This is a genomic window from Dactylosporangium sp. NPDC006015 (genome assembly GCF_040614215.1).
Lineage (GTDB): Bacteria > Actinomycetota > Actinomycetes > Mycobacteriales > Micromonosporaceae > Dactylosporangium > Dactylosporangium maewongense.
Genome location: NZ_JBEXUD010000023.1, coordinates 102454 through 120626, shown reverse-complemented (window position 1 = coordinate 120626; position 18173 = coordinate 102454). Strand labels below are relative to the sequence as shown.

Here is an 18173-nt window from a genome sequence, read left to right as displayed (position 1 = left end):
GTCGGTACGAGCTGCTGCGGCAGCGTATCCGGCGGGTCGAAGCGTTTTGACAGGTGAAACAAATCGACTACGATGAGGCGCCGGTATGGGCCCTACCAGGGGTATCATCGCCCGTGCGACCTCATACTCGCTCCGCGCCACCGTCCCCAGTGTCACGAGACAGGACAGACCGATGAAGCAGACGGCTGAGTCCGCCGCCAGCTACCCGATCCGGGCCGTCGAGCGCGTCTGCGACATTCTTGACGTGCTGCAGCGATCCCGCGACGGTGCGTCGCTCTCGGATGTCGCCGAGGTGACGGCGCTGCCGAAGAGCTCGGCCTTTCGCTACCTGTCGGCCCTCGAGGCCCGCCGCTACGTCGAGCGTGATCCGGCCAACAGCCTGTATCGGCTCGGCCTGGCCTTCCGGCCGCAGCACACCCGGCAGGTGGACGTGCTCGTCAACCAGGCCAGGCCACACCTGGAGAAGCTGCGCGACCGGCTCGGCGAGACCACAAACCTGGGCGTGCTGGACGGAGCGCACATCGTGCACGCCCTCGTGGTGGAGAGCAACGAGATGATGCGGCTCGCGGCGCGCATCGGCGAGCGGGGCAGCATCCACGCCACCGCGCTGGGCAAGGCGATCGCGGCCGAACTGCCTGATGACCGGGTGCGCGCCATCCTCTCGGCCGAGCAGATGCTCCAGTACACCGACAGCACGATCGTCTCCGTCGAGGGATACCTGGCCGAGCTCAAGCGCGTCCGGCGCGAGGGATATGGGCTCGACGACTGCGAGAACCAGCCCGACGGCCGCTGCGTGGCGGTCGTGCTGGAGAGCATCCCGTTCCTGTGCGGCATCAGCGTGAGCGCGCCGGCCCGTCGGCTGACCTCCGACAAGGTCGAGACGGTCGCCCGCGCGCTGCGCCGCACTGCGATGCAGCTGGTGCGCGACTACCACGCCAGCGCCTGAAGCGCGCTCTCCACAAGCAATCCACCATCCGCACAGCCCAGCCCCACGCGCGGTGTTGACCACCGGCCGCGGCGGCGGCTACCGTCGTGCCAGTTTCAACTGTCGGTCTGCGAAATCCACTAGGCAGAACGCGGACGGCGCGACGGGCACCGGAAGGGGAGCCGAGTGGTGTCAAAAGCCTCGAGGATCAAGTCAGCGGAGTACTGGCCGCGAGCGAGCCGCCATCTTCCGGGTGGGGTCAACTCCAATGTGCGGCTGTCCGCGCCGCCGGTCTTCTTCAGCCGCGCCCAAGGCGCGTGGATGTGGGACGTGGACGGCAACGACTACGTCGACTACCTGCTAGGGCAAGGGCCGAGCTTCCTGGGCCACGCCAACGCCACAGTGAATCAGGCGGTCCACGACGCCTGCGGGGACGGCATGCTCTACGGCAACTCACACGTGCTGGAGGTCGAGGCCGCGGAGCGGATCTGTTCGGCGCTCGGCTGGGCCGAGATGGTCCGGCTCGGCCTGACCGGCACCGAGTCGGTCCAGGCGGCCCTGCGGCTGGCGCGTGCGGCGACCGGACGCCGGCGGTTCATCCGGTTCGAGGGCCACTACCACGGCTGGCTCGACAACGTGCTCGTCGACGCCGCTGGCACCGGACCCGCCAGCGCCGGCCAGGTCGGCGCACAACTCGCCGACTCGGTGGTGCTGCCGTGGAACGACGCGGAGGCCGTCGCGGCCGCGCTGGCCGAGCACCATGGCCAGATCGCCGCGCTCATCATGGAACCCATCATGGTCAACGCCGGCACGATCGAACCGCGACCCGGCTATCTGCAGCGCGTCCGCGAACTGTGCACCGAGCACGGCGTGGTGCTCATCTTCGACGAGGTGATCAGCGGCTTCCGGGTCGCCCTCGGCGGTGCGGCGGCCCGGTACGGCGTCACACCCGACCTTGCCACCTACGGCAAGGCCATGGCGGGTGGCTGGCCGGTCGCGGCCTTGGCCGGACACGCTCACCTGATGGAACGATTCGGCACCGGCGAGGTCAACCACTCGGGCACCTTCAACGGCTCCGTGATGGCCGCCGCGGCGGTGGTCGCCACCATCGACCTGCTGACCTCGGACCCGCCGTACGAGCGCATCGCCGAGCACGGCACGGCGTTGATGGCCGGGCTCCTCGAACTGGCCGACAAGCACCAGGTGCCGCTGCGGGTGCAAGGTGTCCCGATGGCGTTCCACGCCTCGTTCGGCCCTCGGGAACCGGTCACCGACCACCGCGAACTGCGCAACCTCGACCTTGCCCGGTACGCCCGCTTCGCCGAGGTGCTGGCTGGGCACGGGGTCTGGGTCGCCGGGCGAGGGATCTGGTATGTCTCAGCGGCGCACGGTCCGCGTGAACTCGCCACCACGCTTGAGCGCGTGGACGATGCGCTGAACGAATCAGGCGCGTAGGGAGTTCGGGGCACATGCGGGTCGGCATTCTCGGTCTCTGGCACGAAACCAACACCTACGCCACGCACCAGGCCACCCTCGCGGACTTCGCTGACTTCGAACTCGCGCAGGGTCACGAGGTCCTCGAGCAGAACGTGGACACCGGATCGGTCATCGGCGGCTTCGCCGACTCTCCCGACCACGAACTGGTGCCGATCTTCTCGGCCGGCGCCTGGCCGTGCGGCCCGGCCGATCGGGTCACCATCGAGGCCCTGCTCGAGCGCGCCGGCCGGGCCTTGCGCGCGGCCGGCCCGCTCGACGGGCTGCTCGTCAACCTGCACGGAGCGATGGTCGCCGACGGCTATCCCGACACCGAGACGGCGCTGCTGTCGGTGGTCCGGGAGACCATCGGGTCCGTACCGCTGGCGGCGGTGCTCGACCTGCACGCCAACCCGTCACCCGAGCTGGTCGAATCATGCGAGGTACTCGTCAGCTACGACACCTACCCGCACGTGGACATGCGCGAACGGGGCCGCGAGGCGGCCCGGCTGCTCGGCGACGTGTTCGCCGGGCGGCGGTTGCGCACGGCCGTCGGCAAGCTCCCACTGTTGGTCTGCCCGTTGGCTCAGGCGACCGACGCCGAGCCGATGCGCTCGCTGCAGCGACGGGCCGCGGCCCGGGCCCGCGCCGCGGGACTGGTGCGGATCTGCATCCCGGCCGGCTTCGCCTACAGCGACGTCGACCGGGTCGGCATGAGCGTGCTCGCCATCCACGACGAGGGCGACGAGGCGGCCGCGCGCGACGTCATCGCCGAGACCCTCGCCGACATCACCGAACAGACCGACGCCTTCATGGTGGCTCGCGACGACGCCGCCACGGCCGTGCGCCGGGCGATCGCCGGCGCGGCCCGCCCGGTCGTCCTCGCCGACGTCGCCGACAACATCGGCGGCGGCAGCCCGGGCGACGGGACCGCGCTGCTCGCCGAACTGCTGGCCCAGCAAGCACAGGACGCCGTGGTGACCGTGGCCGACGCGCGGGTCGCCCGCCTGGCAGCGGACCTCGGCACCGGCGCGGAGATCGAGGCGCTGGTCGGCGGGAAGACCGACCGCCGGCACGGCGACCCGGTGCGCGTGCGCGGACGGGTCGTCACGGTCACCGACGGCCGCTACCGCACCCAGGGCAGCTGGATGACCGGACGCGAGTTCAGCATGGGCACCACCGCGGTGCTGCGCGTCGAGGGCATCACCCTCGTGGTGACCGAGAGGCCGACGCCGCCGTTCCACGCCGAGCAGCTCTCCTCCGTCGGGGTGGACGCCCGCTCCGCCAAGATCATCGTCGCGAAGGGCGCCATCGCCTGGCGGGCCGCGTTCGGTGACATCGCCGCCGAGGTCATCGAGGTTGCCACGCCCGGCGCCTGCCCGATCGACGTCGCCTCACTTCCCCGCAACACAACGCCGATGACCCTCCCACCGACGACCTTCGTAGCCCGGCCCGGCGTGAAGCCATGAGCGGCCCGGAGCGAAGCGGAGGGGCCGCTTTCTGGCTGGAATGCCGCGCCTGTGGCAGGTCCCGGGAAGCCGGCTCCCTGCGTTACCGCTGCGCCAGCTGCGGCGGAGAACTGGTCGTGCGCTACGCCGCTGCCTCCGACGGTTGGCAGGACCCGGCGCGGCGCGGGGTCTGGCGCTACCAGGGCCGGCTACCGCTGCACGACCCGGCGAACATCGTGAGTCTGGGCGAGGGTGCCACGCCGCTGGTGGAGCTGACCGGTGCCGTGCCCGGCGTCGCCTCCGTGCAGGTCAAGTGCGAGCATCTGAACCCGACCGGCTCCTTCAAGGACCGCATCGCTTCAGTCGCCCTCTCCATCGTGCGTGAACGCCGGCTCGCCGGCTGCGTCGGCACCTCCTCCGGTAACGGCGGCGCGGCCGCCGCCGCCTACGCGAGCCGGGCCGGCGTGCCGGCGGCGCTGTTCGCCCTCGCCGACACCGCCGCACCCAAGCTGCGCCAGATCCGAGCGCTCGGCGCGCGTGTCCATCTCGTCGACGGCCTCGGTCACGACGCCGCAGCCACCGACTCGGCGGCCGTCACCATTGCCGCGATCGCCGCCGATCGGGGCCTGATGCCGCTCCTGACCGGCGGCCGGTTCTCCCCCGAGGCGATGGAGGGTGCGACCACGATCGCGTACGAGATCGCCGAGGACGCCCCGGCCACGACCGTGGTGTACGCGCCGGTCGGCGGTGGCGGGCTGCTCTCCGCGATCGGCCGTGGCTTCACCGCAGGCGGGTTGATCGCCAACGGTGCGCGCCCCCGGGTCGTCGGTGTGCAGCCGGCCGGTTGCCCGACACTGCGCCCGGCGTTGGCCGGTGACCTCACCGGGCTTCGGGGCCCATGCACCACCACCGTCTCCGGGCTGCAGGTCGCCGTCCTCTTCGACGGCGTCGGCGCGGTCGACGCGGTGCGCGAATCCGGCGGGCACCTGACCGAAGTCACCGACGAGGAGATCCTCGATGCGCAGCGTATCCTCGCCCGCCGGCACGGCATCCTGGTCGAACCGGCCGGCGCGACCGCATTCGCGGGCCTGCTCGCCGACGCGGCGGCGGGCCGGCTCGACCCCTCCGACCGGGCGGTGATCGTCGCGACCGGGGCCGGCTACAAGGACGCCGGTGCCCTCGCCCGGCTCGCCGGCGACGACCCGGTGCCCCGGATCACCGCCGACCAGATCACCACCGCGATGGACATCCTCCGCTAATGGAAGGCCGGATCGCCTTGTCTGCACCGCGCTCGATCAACAGCCTCTACGACCTCACCGGTCGCGTCGCGATCGTGACCGGCGGAGCCGGCCTCTACGGTCGCCACATGTGCTACGCACTGGCCGAGGCCGGTGCGCACGTGGTGGTCACCTCCCGCGACCTGACCGCGTGCGAGGCGGCCGCCACCGCCCTCCGCCGGGACGGTTACGAGGCCAGCGCGCACCGGCTCGACCAGGCCGACGAGGCGTCCATCGTGGAGCTTCGCGATGCTGTCGTGGCATCGCTGGGCCGCATCGACGTGCTGGTGAACGGTTCGGTGCACCGCCAGGGCAGCGACCCCAACCGCACCACCGCCGCGGACTGGACCGCCACCAGCGAGGTGAACTCCTCCGGGCTCTTCCTGATCACGAAACACATCGGCGAGCAGATGATGGCCCAACGTTCGGGCAGCATCGTCAACATCGGCTCGATCTACGGTGTGGTCGGGCCCACCTTCGACGTCTATGCGGGCACCGAGATGACCTCGCCTGCCTTCTACGCGTTCGACAAGGGTGGCATGGTGAACCTCACCCGGTACCTCGCGTGCTTCTACGCGCCCTACGGCGTGCGGGTGAACTGCCTGTCGCCGGGCGGGTTGGCGACCCCAGACCAGCCGGCGGCATTCGTCACCGCCTACGCCGAACGCACGCCGCTGGGTCGATTGGCCGGACCCGACGACATCAAGGGCCCGGTGGTCTTCCTGGCCTCGGACGCCTCCGGCTATGTGACCGGTGTGAACCTCATGGTCGACGGCGGCTGGACCGCTCACTGACCGGGGTATGGGACCAGGCCCGTGTGCCGCGCGTCTGGAAGCGTGGCGCGGACCCCTTGTGGTGTCCACAAGGGGTCGAGCCGAAGTTGACCTGCCCGAGTAGCTTGCGCTAACGGATGATGCGCTCGGTGGAGTCGAGGTCGAAGAGGTGGACGCGGCCGGGCTTGATCACCGCGGTGACGCGGTCGCCCACTGCGACCGGATCCTCGGGTGGCACCCGGGCGACGACCGTCGCTCCGCCGACCTCGAGTTCCACGAACGTGTCCGACCCGATTGGCTCCAGCAGGGCGACCTGCGCGTCGAAGGACAACCCGCCCGGCGCGCCCAGCGACACGTCCTCGGCCCGCAGGCCGGCCGCGACCCGCGGCCACTCGCCGTCGCGCAGCCCGATGGACTCGGCGGTGCCGAGTTCGAGGCGGACGTCCGGCGCCGTGAACACGACCCCGGCGGCGTGCCGCTCCAGGCTTCCCTCGATGAGGCTCATCCTCGGCTTGCCGAGGAAGGTCGCCACGTACATGTCCCGCGGTTTGCCGTAAACCTCGTGCTGGGTGCCGTACTGGACCAGCTTGCCATCGCGCATCACCGCGATCAGGTCGGAGAGGGTCATCGCCTCCTCCTGGTCGTGGGTGACGAAGACGCTGGTGGTGCCGAGCGTCTGGTGGAGATGCTTCACCTCGGTCCGCATGCGTGCGCGCAGGGCCGCATCGAGATTGCTGAACGGCTCGTCAAGCAGGAAGACCGCGGGCTTCTTCACCATCGCCCGCCCCAGCGCCACCCGCTGCTGCTGGCCACCGGAGAGCTGCCCGGGCCGGCGGTCCAGCAGGTGCTCGATGGCGAGCAGTTCTGCCGTGTGCCGGACCCGGGACTGGATCTCCGGCTTCGGACGGCGCTGGAGCCGCAGCCCGAAGGCGATGTTGTCGAAGACAGACATGTGCGGGTACAGCGCGTAATTCTGGAACACGATCGCCATGCCACGCTCGTTCGGGGGCACCCTGGTGATGTCACGCTCGCCCATGTGGATCGAGCCGCCGTCAGCTTGGTCCAGGCCGGCGATCAGGTTCAGGGTCGTGGTCTTGCCACACCCGGACGGCCCGAGCAGCGTGATGAACTTGCCCGCCGGCAATTCCAGCGACAGGTCGTTCACCGCCATCACCTTGCCGTAGCGACGATAGATCGATTCCAGCCGTAGTGACATACCCGCCATGTCCAACTCCTCCGAGAAACAACGAACGCAGGAAGCTATGAGCCAGGCGACCTACGAGCCGAGTTGGGCGATCATCAGCTTCTTGACCGCCTTGATCGTCTCTTCGTGGGCCTGCTCGGGCGTCCACGTGCCCTTCGACAGGTTGGTCAGGCCCAGCAGGAACGGCGCGTTCCATTTGAACGGGGCGTTGCCTGGCCAGGCCAGCTGCGCCGATGCCTGCTCGGCCAGCGTCGCCGCGAGCGGGAAGCCCGCGGCCACCTCCGGGTCCTTGCTGACCGACAGGCGGCTCGACGGCAGCACCTGACCGGCCTTACCGAGCACCATCTGCTTCTGAAACTCCGTCCCGGTGGTGTATTTGACGAAGCTCAGTGCGGCGTCGCGGTTTCGGGTGAACTTGTTGATGCCCAGGCCCTCGGCCACGATGACGCTGCCGCTCGTGCCGGCCGTGATGCCCGGCATCACGCTGACGCCGACCTCAGCCTTGGTGATTACCGACTTCTTGGCCGGGTCGGTGCTGCCGGCTGTGCTGCCGAAGCCGGTGGTGGCGGCCTGGCTGGCGGCCAGGTTCTGGTTGAACAGCAACGAGGTGTCCTGGTCGCCCACTGCGTTGGCGCCGGCCAGCCCGAAGAACTTCGACTGGAAGCCGCGGCTGATCGCCTGCCAGGCGGCGAGGCCCTTGTCGTTGTCGAAGAGCAGCTGGCTCTTGTCGTCGCTGAACAGTTGGCCCTTGGTGGAGTTGAAGAACGCGATCCAGAACGGGACGCCGTTGTTGTTCCACGGGATCACGCAGGGCTCGCGGTTGCCGACCGTCAGCTTGGGCGCGTACCCGTACAGGTCGTCCCACGTTCCCGGGATCTTCTCCGGCAGTGCCGCCGCGGACCAGTCGGACTTGTTGTAGAAGAAGAGCAGCATGTCGGCGAAGAGCGGTGCGGCGAGCAGCGCGCCGCCCTTGGTGAGCTGACCGAGCGCGGCCGGAACGTAGTCGCTGGTGTCGCCGAGCATGTCCTTGAGCGGAAGGTAGAGCTTGTCGCCGAAGTTGGAGATGAAGTCGACGCCGCCGTAGAGCACGTCGTAGCTCGCGTCCTTGGAGACGATCCACGAGGCGTAGCTGGTGGCCCGTTCCGCAAAGGGAATCACCTGGGCGTTGACCGTGGCGCCGGTGACCTGGCCCCATTGCTTGCCGGCCTCCGTGCACGCCTGCACGCTGGATGGGTTGCAGGCGACGTTGATCGTGACCCCGGGGAACTTTCCGTCGCCCTTGCTCGTCGGAGTGGGTGCCGGGTCGTCGGTGCAGGCGGAGAGGATCGGTGTGGCCGCCGCGACGGCGAAGGCGCTTCGCAGCAGCGTACGCCGGGAGGTACTGCGGGATGCAAAGTGATTCATGAGTTGTGCCCCTTCAGCCCTTGAGGTAGCCCTCACTCAAGCCGGATCTGATCCGGCGGTGGAAGAGGATCACCAGAACGATCACGGGTAGCACGGCGACGATGCCCGCCGCCGCCTGGTAGGTGTAGGGAGGTTCGCCACTGATCCCCGACGGCGAGTTGATGTAGCCGATCCTGCGCGTGACCGTCACCGCGCCCTGGTTGCCCAGCACAACCGCGAACAGGAACTCGTTCCAGACGCTGATGAGCAGCAGAATTGCCGTGGCGGCCAGGCCGGCCGAAGCCGACGGGATGGTCACCCGGAACAGGGTGCCCAACCTGGTGCATCCATCCATCCGCGCCGAGGCCTCCAGCGCCGGTGGGACACTTGCGAAGATGTTGCGCAGCAACCAGATCGTCAGTGGCAACGAGAAGGCGACGTGGGCCACAATCAACCCGATCACCGAGTCGTTGAGGTTGAGCGCGTTGAAGATGAACAGCAGCGGAATGAGCAGGACGATGGCCGGCACGGTGTAGGCGAACATGAGCACCGCGATCGCGGCGCCCTTACCGGGCAGGTCGAGCCGGGCCAGCGGGTACGCGGCGAGTGCGGCGACCAGGAGCGTCAGCAGCGTCGACCCGACCGTGATCTGCAGGCTCACCCAGATCGAGGAGAGCCACTTGTCGTTGGTGAGGATGTCGACGTACTGGGAGAAGTCCAGCCGCGCGGTCAGGTCCAGCGGCACCGAGGTGACAGCGGACTCCGGCTGCAAGCTGGCCAGCACGATCCACAGGGTCGGGCCGATCGACCAGACGAGGAGCGCGCCGATCGCCACCGTCGAACCGACGCGGCGTACGGCGGGTGGCAGGGTCCACCTACGCCGCTTGCGCGAGTCCTCGGGCCACTCCTGCGGCGACTGATCTGCCCGCGCCGCGCTGTCGAGCCGCAACCGTCCGGCCGGCTCGTCGGCGGGGTTCTTCGCCTGGCGGCGGCGGCGGAGGAGTCCGCCCGAACGCAGGTAGAGTGTCGCACCGCTCGCGGCGACGATGATCGCCATGAGGAACAGGGCCAGCATCGCCGAGTAGCCGAGACTGAGGTTGTCGAAGGCGGCGGTGAAGATGTAGTAGGTGATGGTCGTCGTCTCGAAGCCGGGGCCACCACGGGTGAGCTGGAAGAGCAGGTCGAAGACCTGCAGCGAGACGATGATCTGCAGGATCGTGGCGATCAGCAGGGTGGGCCCGATGCTGGGTAGCGTGATCGATCGGAAGGCCTGCCACGGCGTCGCACCGTCCATCCGGGCCGCGCGGTAGAGCTGGTTGGGAATCGCCTTGAGCGCGGACAGGATGATGAGGGCCAGCAGGGGCACCGATCGCCACGCCGTGGCGATCATCGCGAGCACCAGCGCGGTGGTCGGTTCCTGCAGCCAGGGCACCGCACCCTCGGTGAGGCCGAGTCCGTTGCTGACCTGGGTCGCCAGCCCGAAGCTGGGCTGGAAGATGAAGCGCCAGAAGAACCCTGTCACGATCGGGGCGATCGCCCATGGCAGCAACAACGCGACGGCGAGCGGCGTCTCGAACCGCGACCGCCTGTTCATCAGCAGTGCGGTGGCGAGTGCCAACGGGATGGTGAGCACGGTGGTGCCGACCGCGAACCAGAGGGTGCGCGGAATGGAGTCGACGAAGAATGAGTCGTTGAACATCCGGGTGATGTTGTCCAGGCCCAGGAACCTCGTCGGTCCGTCCTGAAGCAGTTCGATCCGGTAGAGGCTCATCACGAAGACTGCCGCGATCGGTGGAAGCACGATCACGCCGATGAACACGGCTGCCGGTACGAACAGCAATAGGGCGAAGCGGCGGTCGCTGAGCCGGTCCACCCGGCGGGAGATCCGGCGCGACACGCTCCCGCGTGCCGGTACCGCTTCTGTCGTCATCGATCCTCCCGCAGGCCTGTCGTCACGGCGTTGTGCGGGAAGTCTGCGATGCAGAACGCCACCATGTCAACAGATGGAACGTGCATTTCAACTGCCGTAACGTTTGGCAGACGGCGCGATGTCAGGTCGGTAACGTCGGCCCGGCGATCGTTTCGGCTGATGACACTGTTGAGTTCAAGTCCACGACAAGGGAGACAGGGATGAGGATCCTGCAGATCGGCGCCGGCTCCATGGGCACCCGGCGCCTTCGTGACCTACGCGCGTGTGAGGGCGTCGAGGTGACCCTGTTCGACCAGCGGGCCGACCGGCGGGCTGCCGCGGCGAGCCGGTTCGGCGTCGCCTCCACGGCCTCGCTCGACGAGGCGATGGCGACCGAGCCGGACGTACTGGTCATCTCGACCCCGCCCGACCAGCACACCGACTATGTGCGACTGGCGCTGGACACCGGCCGGCACTTCTTCTGCGAAGCCGACATCTGGGCCTTCGATCCCCGGGCGGTGGCAGCGGCGAACGCTCGACGGCCGGCGGGCGGACTGGTCGCGGCCCCCTCCTGCACCCTGTACTTCCACCCCTTCGTCCAGGAACTGCGCCGCGTGGTCCGGGAGGAACTGGGCACCCTGCACGCCTACGGCTACGTGCTCTCGGTCAACGCGCCGAGCTGGCATCCGGGCGAGGGCGCCGAATATTACGCCCGTCACCGTGCCACCGCGCCGGCCCGGGAGATGGTGCCGTTCGAGCTCATCGCGCTCGACCACATCTTCGGCACGCCGGTGGCGGCCTCGGGGCGCGTGGTCCGGCGCGGCGGCCTCGACCTACCAGGTGCCGACAGCTGGTCGCTGCAGATGGAGTTGGCGTCCGGCGCCACCGGGCAGCTGACGGTGGTCATGGCGAGCCCGCAGACAGCTCGCCAGGGCTGGGCGATCGGCGACCGCGGCTTCATCCGGTTCGACCTGCTGACCGGCACCCTGGAGCGCGCGCTGCCGGACCTCGGCGACGGGTACTCCCGGGTCCTGTGTGACTGGCAGCAGGAGTACGAGCCGATGTACGCCAAGGAGATCTCCGCCTTCCTCGCGGCGGTCCGTGGCGAGGCCGCCTGGCCGTACTCTTACGACAGCGCCGCGGTCGTGTGCGGCACCTTGGCAGCGGCGGAGCTCAGCATGCTCACCGGCCGGACCGAGACGGTCGACCCGGACCGCCAGCCCGCCGCCCTGCCCGATGCGTACGCCGTGTCCAGCGCACCCTGACGATCAGTGGTCACCGTGTTGCGAAGATCGGCGTAGCAGCCCTGCACCACGGTGACCACGGTCGAGCCAACGGTCAGGTCAGGCGGGTGAAGCCGGTGTGCGCCACCGGTCCGCGCAAGGCGGCCTGCACCGATCCGGCGTCCTGGGCCGCGCGGATCTCGGCGAAGACGGTGCGCACCGCGGCCAGATACTCCTCAACATGCTCGTCCTGGTGCGCGAAGGACGGATAGAACGAACCACCGGCGAGGAACCCCTGGTCGAGCATCAGCTGGGTGAAGAGGGTAACGCTGGGCTGCGGCTGTTCCACGAAACGCAGGTGGCTCAGCGGCGCGATGCCGTGGATCCGCACCGCCAGCCCCACCTCCTCGGCCGCAGCCCGCCAGCCGGCCTGCACGGCCGCGCCGACCGCCGTCAGGCGCGTTCCCACCGAGTTGTCCCGGTGCCGGCGTAGGGTGGCGAGCGCCGCCGCCGGCCCGATCCGCTCGGTCCAGTAGGTGCTGCTGACGAAGGAGCGCTGTGCGTGTTCCAGCACAGCCGCGCGCCCCAGCACGGCCGCCATCGGATAGCCGTTGCCGATGGCCTTGGCGAAGACCGCCACATCGGGTTCGACACCCAGTTCGAGATGAATGCCGCCGGTGTTGACGCGCAGGCCAGAGGTCACCTCGTCGAAGATGAGGACGGCACCCGCACGGCGGGCCAGCTCCACCACGCCCGGCAAAAACCCCGGCTCGGGATCATGCTCGCGGATGGGCTCCATCACGACCGCGGCGAGCTGATGCTCGGCGATGATCGCCTCGAGCTCGTCCAACCTGTTGTACCGGAACCCGAATGCGGTGCCGGCGAGCTGGGCCGGGACGCCGCTGGGATCCAGGCCCGGCAGCAGATGCCCGTCGAGGCTCGACGGGCCGGCGAGGTTCGCGGCCAGATACCAATCGTGCCAGCCGTGGTAGCCGCAGAACGCCACCGTCGACCGTCCGGTGGCGGCCCGGGCCAACCGGACCGCGATGGCGAGCGCCTCACCCCCGCTGCGCGCGTAGCGGACCATGTCGGCCCACGGATGCAGCTCACAGAGCAGTTCGGCGAGCTCCAGCTCCTCGATGCAGTTCAGTGTGCTCATGGATCCGTTGGCGATGACATCGCGGACGGCGGAGTCCACCTCGTCGTCGGCGAAGCCGAGCACACAAGTGCCGATACCGCTGGTACTCATGTCGACGTACCGGTGACCGTCGAGATCCCAGGTATACACGCCCTTGGCGCGCGAATAGTGCCGCGGCCACTGACCCGGCGCAAACTGTTCCGGCCGCTTGGAGAGCAGCTGCGCGCCGCCAGGGATCCGCGCGAGTACTCGCCGTTCACGCTCAACTGACTCGTTCGTCATCGCCCCACGGTACGGCGGTATTTCATTCCGCGAAAGTTCTGTTTCACTAGATGCGAACGTCCACGCTCCGCCAACCCCCTCCGTCGCATGCGGCCACGACCGCGTCGGCGACCCGCAGCGCCCGGAGCCCGTCCTCGACACTCACCAACGGGACCGCGACACCACGGGCCACGTCCAGAAAGTGGCTGAGTTGGCGACCGAACGCGACATCGCGCTCCTCGGAACAGTCGTAGGAACGGGTGAGGGCGTCAGCGTGGGCCCGCACCGTGACGCGACCCCGGGCGAGGTCGGCCCGCAGTGTGCCCCGGTCTCCGACCACGTCGAGCCGGCGGCCCTGCCCCTCCTGCACGTAGTCCAGATGGAACGTTCCGGTCACACCGGAGTCGAAGGCGACGACCCCGTTGATGACGTTGGGATCCTGACGCAGCGGGAGGTCACCGGCGAGGCGGGCGACCGCAGCGACCTCGGCCACTGGGCCCAGCAGCCACTGCAGGTAGTCCCACTCATGGCTGTAGTCGTACGGCAGCCGGTAACGGTCCGTTTCGGAGAACCGGTTGCGGGCCACCCTAAGCGTCTCGTACGCGCCGAGGTTGACGTGCACCGAGACCGGCGTGCCCACGGCTCCGTCGGCGAGCAGCTCCCGCACCCGTCGCAGCACCGCGTAGTGGCGCAGCACGTAACCCACCAGCACCCGCGCGCCGCTCTGCGCCGCCACCCGGGCCAGTTCCTCGGCTGCGGCGACGCTATCGGCGACCGGTTTCTCCACCAGCACCGTGATCCCCCGCCGGCAGGCCTCGATCGCCTGCGGCGCGTGCAGGGCGTCGGGGGTGGCCACCACCAGTGCGTCCGGCGCCGCGTCGAGCAGCTCCTCGAACGAGGAGACAATCGTCAAGGTCGCCTCGACCGCCGGTGGCAGCTGCAAACCGTGCGGCGCCGCGTCGAAGGCCGCGACGCGGACCCCGGGCGACTCCGCCAGCAGCCGGGCATGGCGCAGCCCGATGGAGCCCAACCCGCAAACGCCGACCCGAAGCCGCTCCGGAGCACCACTCTTATCAGGGATGGCGTTCATGGCAGCAGCCCCGGCGGCAGTTGGCCGCGGTCGAAGGCGTCGAGGGCCGCCGCCAGGTGGCGGTCCGCGTCGCTCAGTGCGACGCTGCCGTGACCCGGGAAGAGAGCGCCGGGTCCGGTCGCCGCCACCGCAGCGATGCTGTCGCGCAGCGCGCCGACGTCGGTTTCGGTGGTGCCTAGCACGGCGACCCTCCCACGGGCGAAGACGAGATCGCCGGTGAAGACAGCGCGGGCACCGTCCACATCGACGAGATAGCAGGCATGCCCCACCGCGTGACCGGGTGTGGGCATGCAGCGTACGGTTGCGGCCCCGATGGTGAACGTCTCATCCCCGAGTCGCCGGTGCACCTCGGTCGGCGTCAGCGACAGCGCGGCCGGGTAGACGCCGGCGGAGCGCGCGAGCGCCAGGCCGGTAGCGACCTCATCGGCATCGATGAGCATCCGGGCCACCTCGGGCGAAGTCCAGATCTCGGCGCCCAGCAGCCGCGCGAGAGCATCCGCGCCGGCGGCATGGTCAGCGTGGCCGTGGGTCACGAGGATGTGCGTCACGGGTGGCACCTGCGCGGCCTCGATCCGGGCCGCGATCCTCGCCGTGTCGAGCCCGGACCCCGCGTCGATGAGGAAGGACGCCGTGCCGCCCTCGACCAGGTAGACATGGCCGTCGTGCCGGTCAGAGAGCGAATAGCCGAGCCAGCCGCTCCCCACCAGGTGCACATGTTCCGACAGTCGCATCGCCGCACCCTAACCAGTGGCCAGGTGGTTTGACCAGTCGCCCGTTCGTCCGTACGTCGCCGAGGAACAGCGCCGGCGGGGCCGGGTCAACCGGAGGTGAACAGGCCGCGATGGCGTTCCGCTGTTTCCAGGCGGCACCAGACCGGGATCTCGTCGACCGGGGCCGGGACCTCCACCTCGCTGGCGCCGTCGAGCACCTGATGGGTCCGCAGGTCCAGCCAGCGTCCCGGCGGCAGGTAGGCCGGCCGGGTCGTCGCGCCCTCCGCGACCACCGGGGCTACCAGTAGGTCGTCGCCGAGCAGGTAGTCGTACGGGTGCTGCCACGCGCGGGGGTCGTCCGGCGCGACCAGGCACACCGACCGCAGCAGCGGCCAGCCGGTCTCGATCGTCCGGGCCGCCGAGGACGCGAGGTAGGGCACCAGCCGCTCACGCAGGTGCGCGTACCGGCGGAACACCGACAGCACCCGGGGGTCGCCGGTCTGTGCGGCGATGTTCCACGGGGTGCGGTCGCGGGACGGGGTGCGGTGGTGGTTGTACTCCGAGTGGTACTGCATGATCGGCAGGAGCGCCGACATCGCCGTGGCCCGCAGGTACAGCTCGGCGGAGGGGGCCGGTCCGGAGAATCCGGCCAGATCCCAGCCCCAGTAGACGATCCCGCACGCCGCCGCGGTGAGGCCGGCCCGCAGCGAGGACCGCATCGCCTCCCACGTGGAGTCCTCGTCGCCCGCCCAGAACAAGCCGTGCGCCTGTGAGCCGGTGAAGCCGGCCCGGCTGAACGTGACCGGTGCCTTGCCGCACGAGCGCAGCACGGAACCGTACGCCGCGGCGTAGTGCACGGGGAAGCGGTTGTTGCCGGTGGCGCCGACCGAGCCGTCGGCGTAGCGCAGGTCGTGGCCCCATGCGTGTTCGCCGCCGTCGGTCTTGAACCCGTCGACCCCGACGTCTTCCACGAGGTAGCGCCGCTTCGCCAGCCACCAGTCGCGCGCCTCGGGGTTCGTGAGATCCGGCATGAGGGCCGTGGGGAACCACCAGCCGCGGTTGCGGTACGGCCTGCCGTCGCCCTCGCGCACCCCGTAGCCGCGGGCGACCATCGTGGCGGCGTCGGCGGCGCTCTGGCCGGTCGGGTGGGGGCGCATCTTCTGCAGGGGGATCTGCCACAGCACGACCTTGACGCCGTCGGCGTGCAGGTCGTCGACCATGCTCTTCGGGTCGGGCCAGGCGCCGTCCGGCGGGAAGGTGAAGTCGGCCAGGCGATGCGGGCGGCCGTCGTCGTGGACCTGGTACTGCGCGTCACGGAACGCCACGAACGTCGACTCGTCGCTCCAAGCCTCGACGACCACGACCCCGACCGGGATGTCGTGCTTGCGGTGCAGCGCCATCTCGGTGGTGACCCGCTCCTGGGTGTTCCACTCGTTGCCGCTGGCCCACAGCCGGAACACCCAGTCCGGCATGGGTTCCGGCCGGCCGACCTCGCCGAGCCACACGGCAAGGACGTCGCCGGGAGAGCCGTCGTAGAAGCGCACGTCGAGGTGTCCCCCGGTGACGTCCGCCTCAATCCACAGCAGGTCGTCGACGTCGTACCAGGTCCGCTCGGCCGTGTCGACGTAAAACGCCCAGCCGTCGCCGCCGAGAACGTGCGCGAACGGCATCGGCAGGTACGTGCGCCCGGCCGAGCCCTGGCCCTTGTACTGCTCGAACACGGTCGCGTCGAGGGTGTGCCCGCGCTGGTCGAGCCGGTCGAAGCGTTCCCCGAACCCCACGACGTGCTCGTCGGCGGCGAGGCGCAGCGCGAACCGTACCCGGTGGACCTGGTCGGGGTCCACGAGCCAGGACGTGGTGCCGGGCTCCAGGCGGCTCGTTCCGTGGGTGGTGAGGGTGCCGCCGGTCGGCGACCAGGCCACCGCCTGGACGTCGAACCAGCGGGTGCGGCGGGTGCGGGTGCCGTCGGTGGCGACGAACCGGTACCGGACCGGGCGGCCGGCGGGCAGCGGCGGGCTGTCGGCGGCCCAGCGGACGCTGCGGCCCCGCTGCCCGGCCGCTGCCGTGGCGAGGTGCCCCTCTGCCCCAGCCGTCGGCCCGGTCGCGGCGCCCTCGCGGCGCAGGTCGAAGGCGCCGCCGTCCCACTCGCAGCGCACGGCGGTGACGGACGCGGCGGCCGCGACGCCGAGGTTCACCGGCTCGCCCGCGAGGGGACGCACCGGCAGGCGCTGGTCGATGGACGGCTGGTACGCGTGGCCGGAGCCGAAGGGCCGGTGCCGGATCACAGCGTCACCCCCAGTTCTGCGGCGAGGGACAGGTAGGCGGCGTGCGACCACAGCAGCGGGGTCGCGACCGGACCCCACCGTTCCAGCCACTCCTGGCGCTGCTGCGGGTGCAGCAGCCGGTCGCTGACCTGTTCCGGCAGGTCGCCGTTGTCCGCGGCGGTGCCGGCGATCCAGGCGAGCTGACGGCGGGCGTCGCCGGGGCGGCCGAGCCGGAGGTACGACTGCCCGAGCAGGCCCGCGAGGACCGGCCACCGCCCGCCGCCGTAGAACACGTCGGCCCGGAACCGGTGCACGCCGCCATCGTCGAGGAGGTCGCGTTCCACGGCGGCGACCGTGCGCCGCGCCGTGGCATCGTCCGCGAGGCGGAATGGGGCGACGGCGGCGAGGAGGCTGCCGTCGACGGCGTCGGAGCCGAGCCACTTGCGCAGCCGCCCGTCCACGCTGCCGTCCGCGGCGATGACCGCGGCGATCGCGTCGGCGGTGGACGATGCGGTACCGGCGTCACCGTCGGCGAGCAGGCCGGTGCGCAGCGCCGCGCGCAGCCCTGCCTCGACCGATGCGAGCGTAGCGACGTGGACCTGCTCGGCGTGCTCCTCCCACCAGTCGTAGCAGGGCAGCCGCCACGCGGCGCAGAGGTAGCGCACGGTGAGCGTGACCGCCCCTGCGAACGCGTGGTCGGTGCTGCCGTCGAGGTGTCGCTGCAACGCCCACAGCCAGGTGCCGTAGCCGTCGAGCTGGAAGTCCCACCAGGACTCGGACCCGTCGGCGCCGTCGAGCGTGTAGCGGGTGGGCAGGAAACGCGCCTGGTCGATCTCCTCGCCGGCGGTGAGGGCCGCGACGACGGCCTCGATCCGCTCCGCGCGGTCGGTCAGCACCCGGGCCGTCCACTCGTGGAAGGCCCGTGCCCCGTCGGCGATGCCGTGTGCCCGCATGCTCTCGGCGACGAACGCGCCGTCGCGCAGCCACGCGTAGCCGTACACCGCGAAGCTCGAACAGGCCGGGTAGGCGCCGCTCGGCGCCTGCTCGCGGGTGATCACCTTGATGCTGTGCTCGATCAGGTCGCGCATCTGCTGT

At 70.2% G+C, this 18173-nt stretch carries 14 protein-coding genes; 6 read left to right on the top strand and 8 right to left on the bottom strand.

Translation table 11 applies throughout. The annotated features are described in order from the left end of the window. Positions 1-172 precede the first annotated feature (172 nt). The 5 genes from ABZ321_RS33885 to ABZ321_RS33865 all read left to right on the top strand — a co-directional run bounded on the left by ABZ321_RS33885 (position 173) and on the right by ABZ321_RS33865 (position 5917). Entirely contained in the window at positions 173-946 is a 774-nt protein-coding gene (locus ABZ321_RS33885) for an IclR family transcriptional regulator (RefSeq protein WP_344505320.1), read from the top strand. Positions 947-1111: 165 nt separating this feature from the next. Further along, the gene (locus ABZ321_RS33880) at positions 1112-2380 is read left to right on the top strand and encodes an aminotransferase class III-fold pyridoxal phosphate-dependent enzyme (RefSeq protein ID WP_354898965.1); all 1269 of its coding nucleotides are present in this window, start codon (positions 1112-1114) and stop codon (positions 2378-2380) included. Positions 2381-2394: 14 nt separating this feature from the next. Then, positions 2395-3867, top strand: coding sequence for a M81 family metallopeptidase (locus ABZ321_RS33875; protein ID WP_354898962.1), 1473 nt, complete (start codon positions 2395-2397; stop codon positions 3865-3867). A 116-nt stretch (positions 3868-3983) separates the two neighbouring features. After that, positions 3984-5105 carry a pyridoxal-phosphate dependent enzyme gene (locus tag ABZ321_RS33870; protein WP_344505323.1) on the top strand — a complete coding sequence of 374 codons (1122 nt, stop codon included), beginning with the start codon at positions 3984-3986 and terminating at the stop codon, positions 5103-5105. Further along, positions 5105-5917, top strand: a complete 813-nt coding sequence (locus ABZ321_RS33865) for an SDR family oxidoreductase (protein ID WP_344505325.1) — start codon at positions 5105-5107, stop codon at positions 5915-5917. The genes ABZ321_RS33870 and ABZ321_RS33865 overlap by 1 nt, the downstream gene beginning before the upstream one ends. A 109-nt stretch (positions 5918-6026) precedes the next feature. Here ABZ321_RS33865 and ABZ321_RS33860 read toward each other — a convergent pair whose 3' ends face one another. The 3 genes from ABZ321_RS33860 to ABZ321_RS33850 form a co-directional block, all read right to left on the bottom strand. After that, positions 6027-7061, bottom strand: a complete 1035-nt coding sequence (locus tag ABZ321_RS33860) for an ABC transporter ATP-binding protein (protein WP_354898959.1) — start codon at positions 7059-7061, stop codon at positions 6027-6029. 111 nt (positions 7062-7172) lie between these two features. Next, positions 7173-8504: an extracellular solute-binding protein gene (locus ABZ321_RS33855; protein ID WP_354898956.1), complete on the bottom strand. Its 1332-nt coding sequence runs from the start codon at positions 8502-8504 to the stop codon at positions 7173-7175. Positions 8505-8517: 13 nt separating this feature from the next. Then, positions 8518-10413, bottom strand: coding sequence for an ABC transporter permease subunit (locus tag ABZ321_RS33850; protein ID WP_354898953.1), 1896 nt, complete (start codon positions 10411-10413; stop codon positions 8518-8520). Between the two features lie 200 nt (positions 10414-10613). Here ABZ321_RS33850 and ABZ321_RS33845 point away from each other — a divergent pair, with 200 nt between their 5' ends. Then, a complete protein-coding gene (locus tag ABZ321_RS33845; RefSeq protein ID WP_354898950.1) occupies positions 10614-11657 on the top strand; it encodes a Gfo/Idh/MocA family oxidoreductase in 1044 nt (347 codons plus the stop codon). Positions 11658-11730: 73 nt separating this feature from the next. Here the strand turns inward: ABZ321_RS33845 and ABZ321_RS33840 are convergent, their stop codons facing one another. From ABZ321_RS33840 to ABZ321_RS33820, 5 genes are all read right to left on the bottom strand, one after another. After that, positions 11731-13035, bottom strand: coding sequence for an aminotransferase class III-fold pyridoxal phosphate-dependent enzyme (locus tag ABZ321_RS33840; protein WP_344505332.1), 1305 nt, complete (start codon positions 13033-13035; stop codon positions 11731-11733). A 46-nt stretch (positions 13036-13081) separates the two neighbouring features. Further along, positions 13082-14104, bottom strand: coding sequence for a Gfo/Idh/MocA family oxidoreductase (locus tag ABZ321_RS33835; protein ID WP_344505334.1), 1023 nt, complete (start codon positions 14102-14104; stop codon positions 13082-13084). Continuing rightward, a complete protein-coding gene (locus tag ABZ321_RS33830) occupies positions 14101-14835 on the bottom strand; it encodes an MBL fold metallo-hydrolase (protein ID WP_354898946.1) in 735 nt (244 codons plus the stop codon). The genes ABZ321_RS33835 and ABZ321_RS33830 overlap by 4 nt, the downstream gene beginning before the upstream one ends. 86 nt (positions 14836-14921) lie before the next feature. Beyond that, entirely contained in the window at positions 14922-17099 is a 2178-nt protein-coding gene (locus tag ABZ321_RS33825; protein WP_354898943.1) for a TIM-barrel domain-containing protein, read from the bottom strand. Continuing rightward, entirely contained in the window at positions 17096-18166 is a 1071-nt protein-coding gene (locus tag ABZ321_RS33820) for a glycoside hydrolase family 15 protein (RefSeq protein WP_344505340.1), read from the bottom strand. Before ABZ321_RS33820 ends, ABZ321_RS33825 begins: the two co-directional genes overlap by 4 nt. Between the last annotated feature and the right edge of the window lie 7 nt (positions 18167-18173).

Coding starts and splice junctions, on each gene's coding strand:
- ABZ321_RS33855 (WP_354898956.1), bottom strand. CDS start 8,504: ATGAATCACTTTGCATCCCGCAGTACCTCCCGGCGTACGCTGCTGCGA.
- ABZ321_RS33840 (WP_344505332.1), bottom strand. CDS start 13,035: ATGACGAACGAGTCAGTTGAGCGTGAACGGCGAGTACTCGCGCGGATC.
- ABZ321_RS33885 (WP_344505320.1), top strand. CDS start 173: ATGAAGCAGACGGCTGAGTCCGCCGCCAGCTACCCGATCCGGGCCGTC.
- ABZ321_RS33835 (WP_344505334.1), bottom strand. CDS start 14,104: ATGAACGCCATCCCTGATAAGAGTGGTGCTCCGGAGCGGCTTCGGGTC.
- ABZ321_RS33850 (WP_354898953.1), bottom strand. CDS start 10,413: ATGACGACAGAAGCGGTACCGGCACGCGGGAGCGTGTCGCGCCGGATC.
- ABZ321_RS33875 (WP_354898962.1), top strand. CDS start 2,395: ATGCGGGTCGGCATTCTCGGTCTCTGGCACGAAACCAACACCTACGCC.
- ABZ321_RS33865 (WP_344505325.1), top strand. CDS start 5,105: ATGGAAGGCCGGATCGCCTTGTCTGCACCGCGCTCGATCAACAGCCTC.
- ABZ321_RS33820 (WP_344505340.1), bottom strand. CDS start 18,166: ATGCGCGACCTGATCGAGCACAGCATCAAGGTGATCACCCGCGAGCAG.
- ABZ321_RS33845 (WP_354898950.1), top strand. CDS start 10,614: ATGAGGATCCTGCAGATCGGCGCCGGCTCCATGGGCACCCGGCGCCTT.
- ABZ321_RS33830 (WP_354898946.1), bottom strand. CDS start 14,835: ATGCGACTGTCGGAACATGTGCACCTGGTGGGGAGCGGCTGGCTCGGC.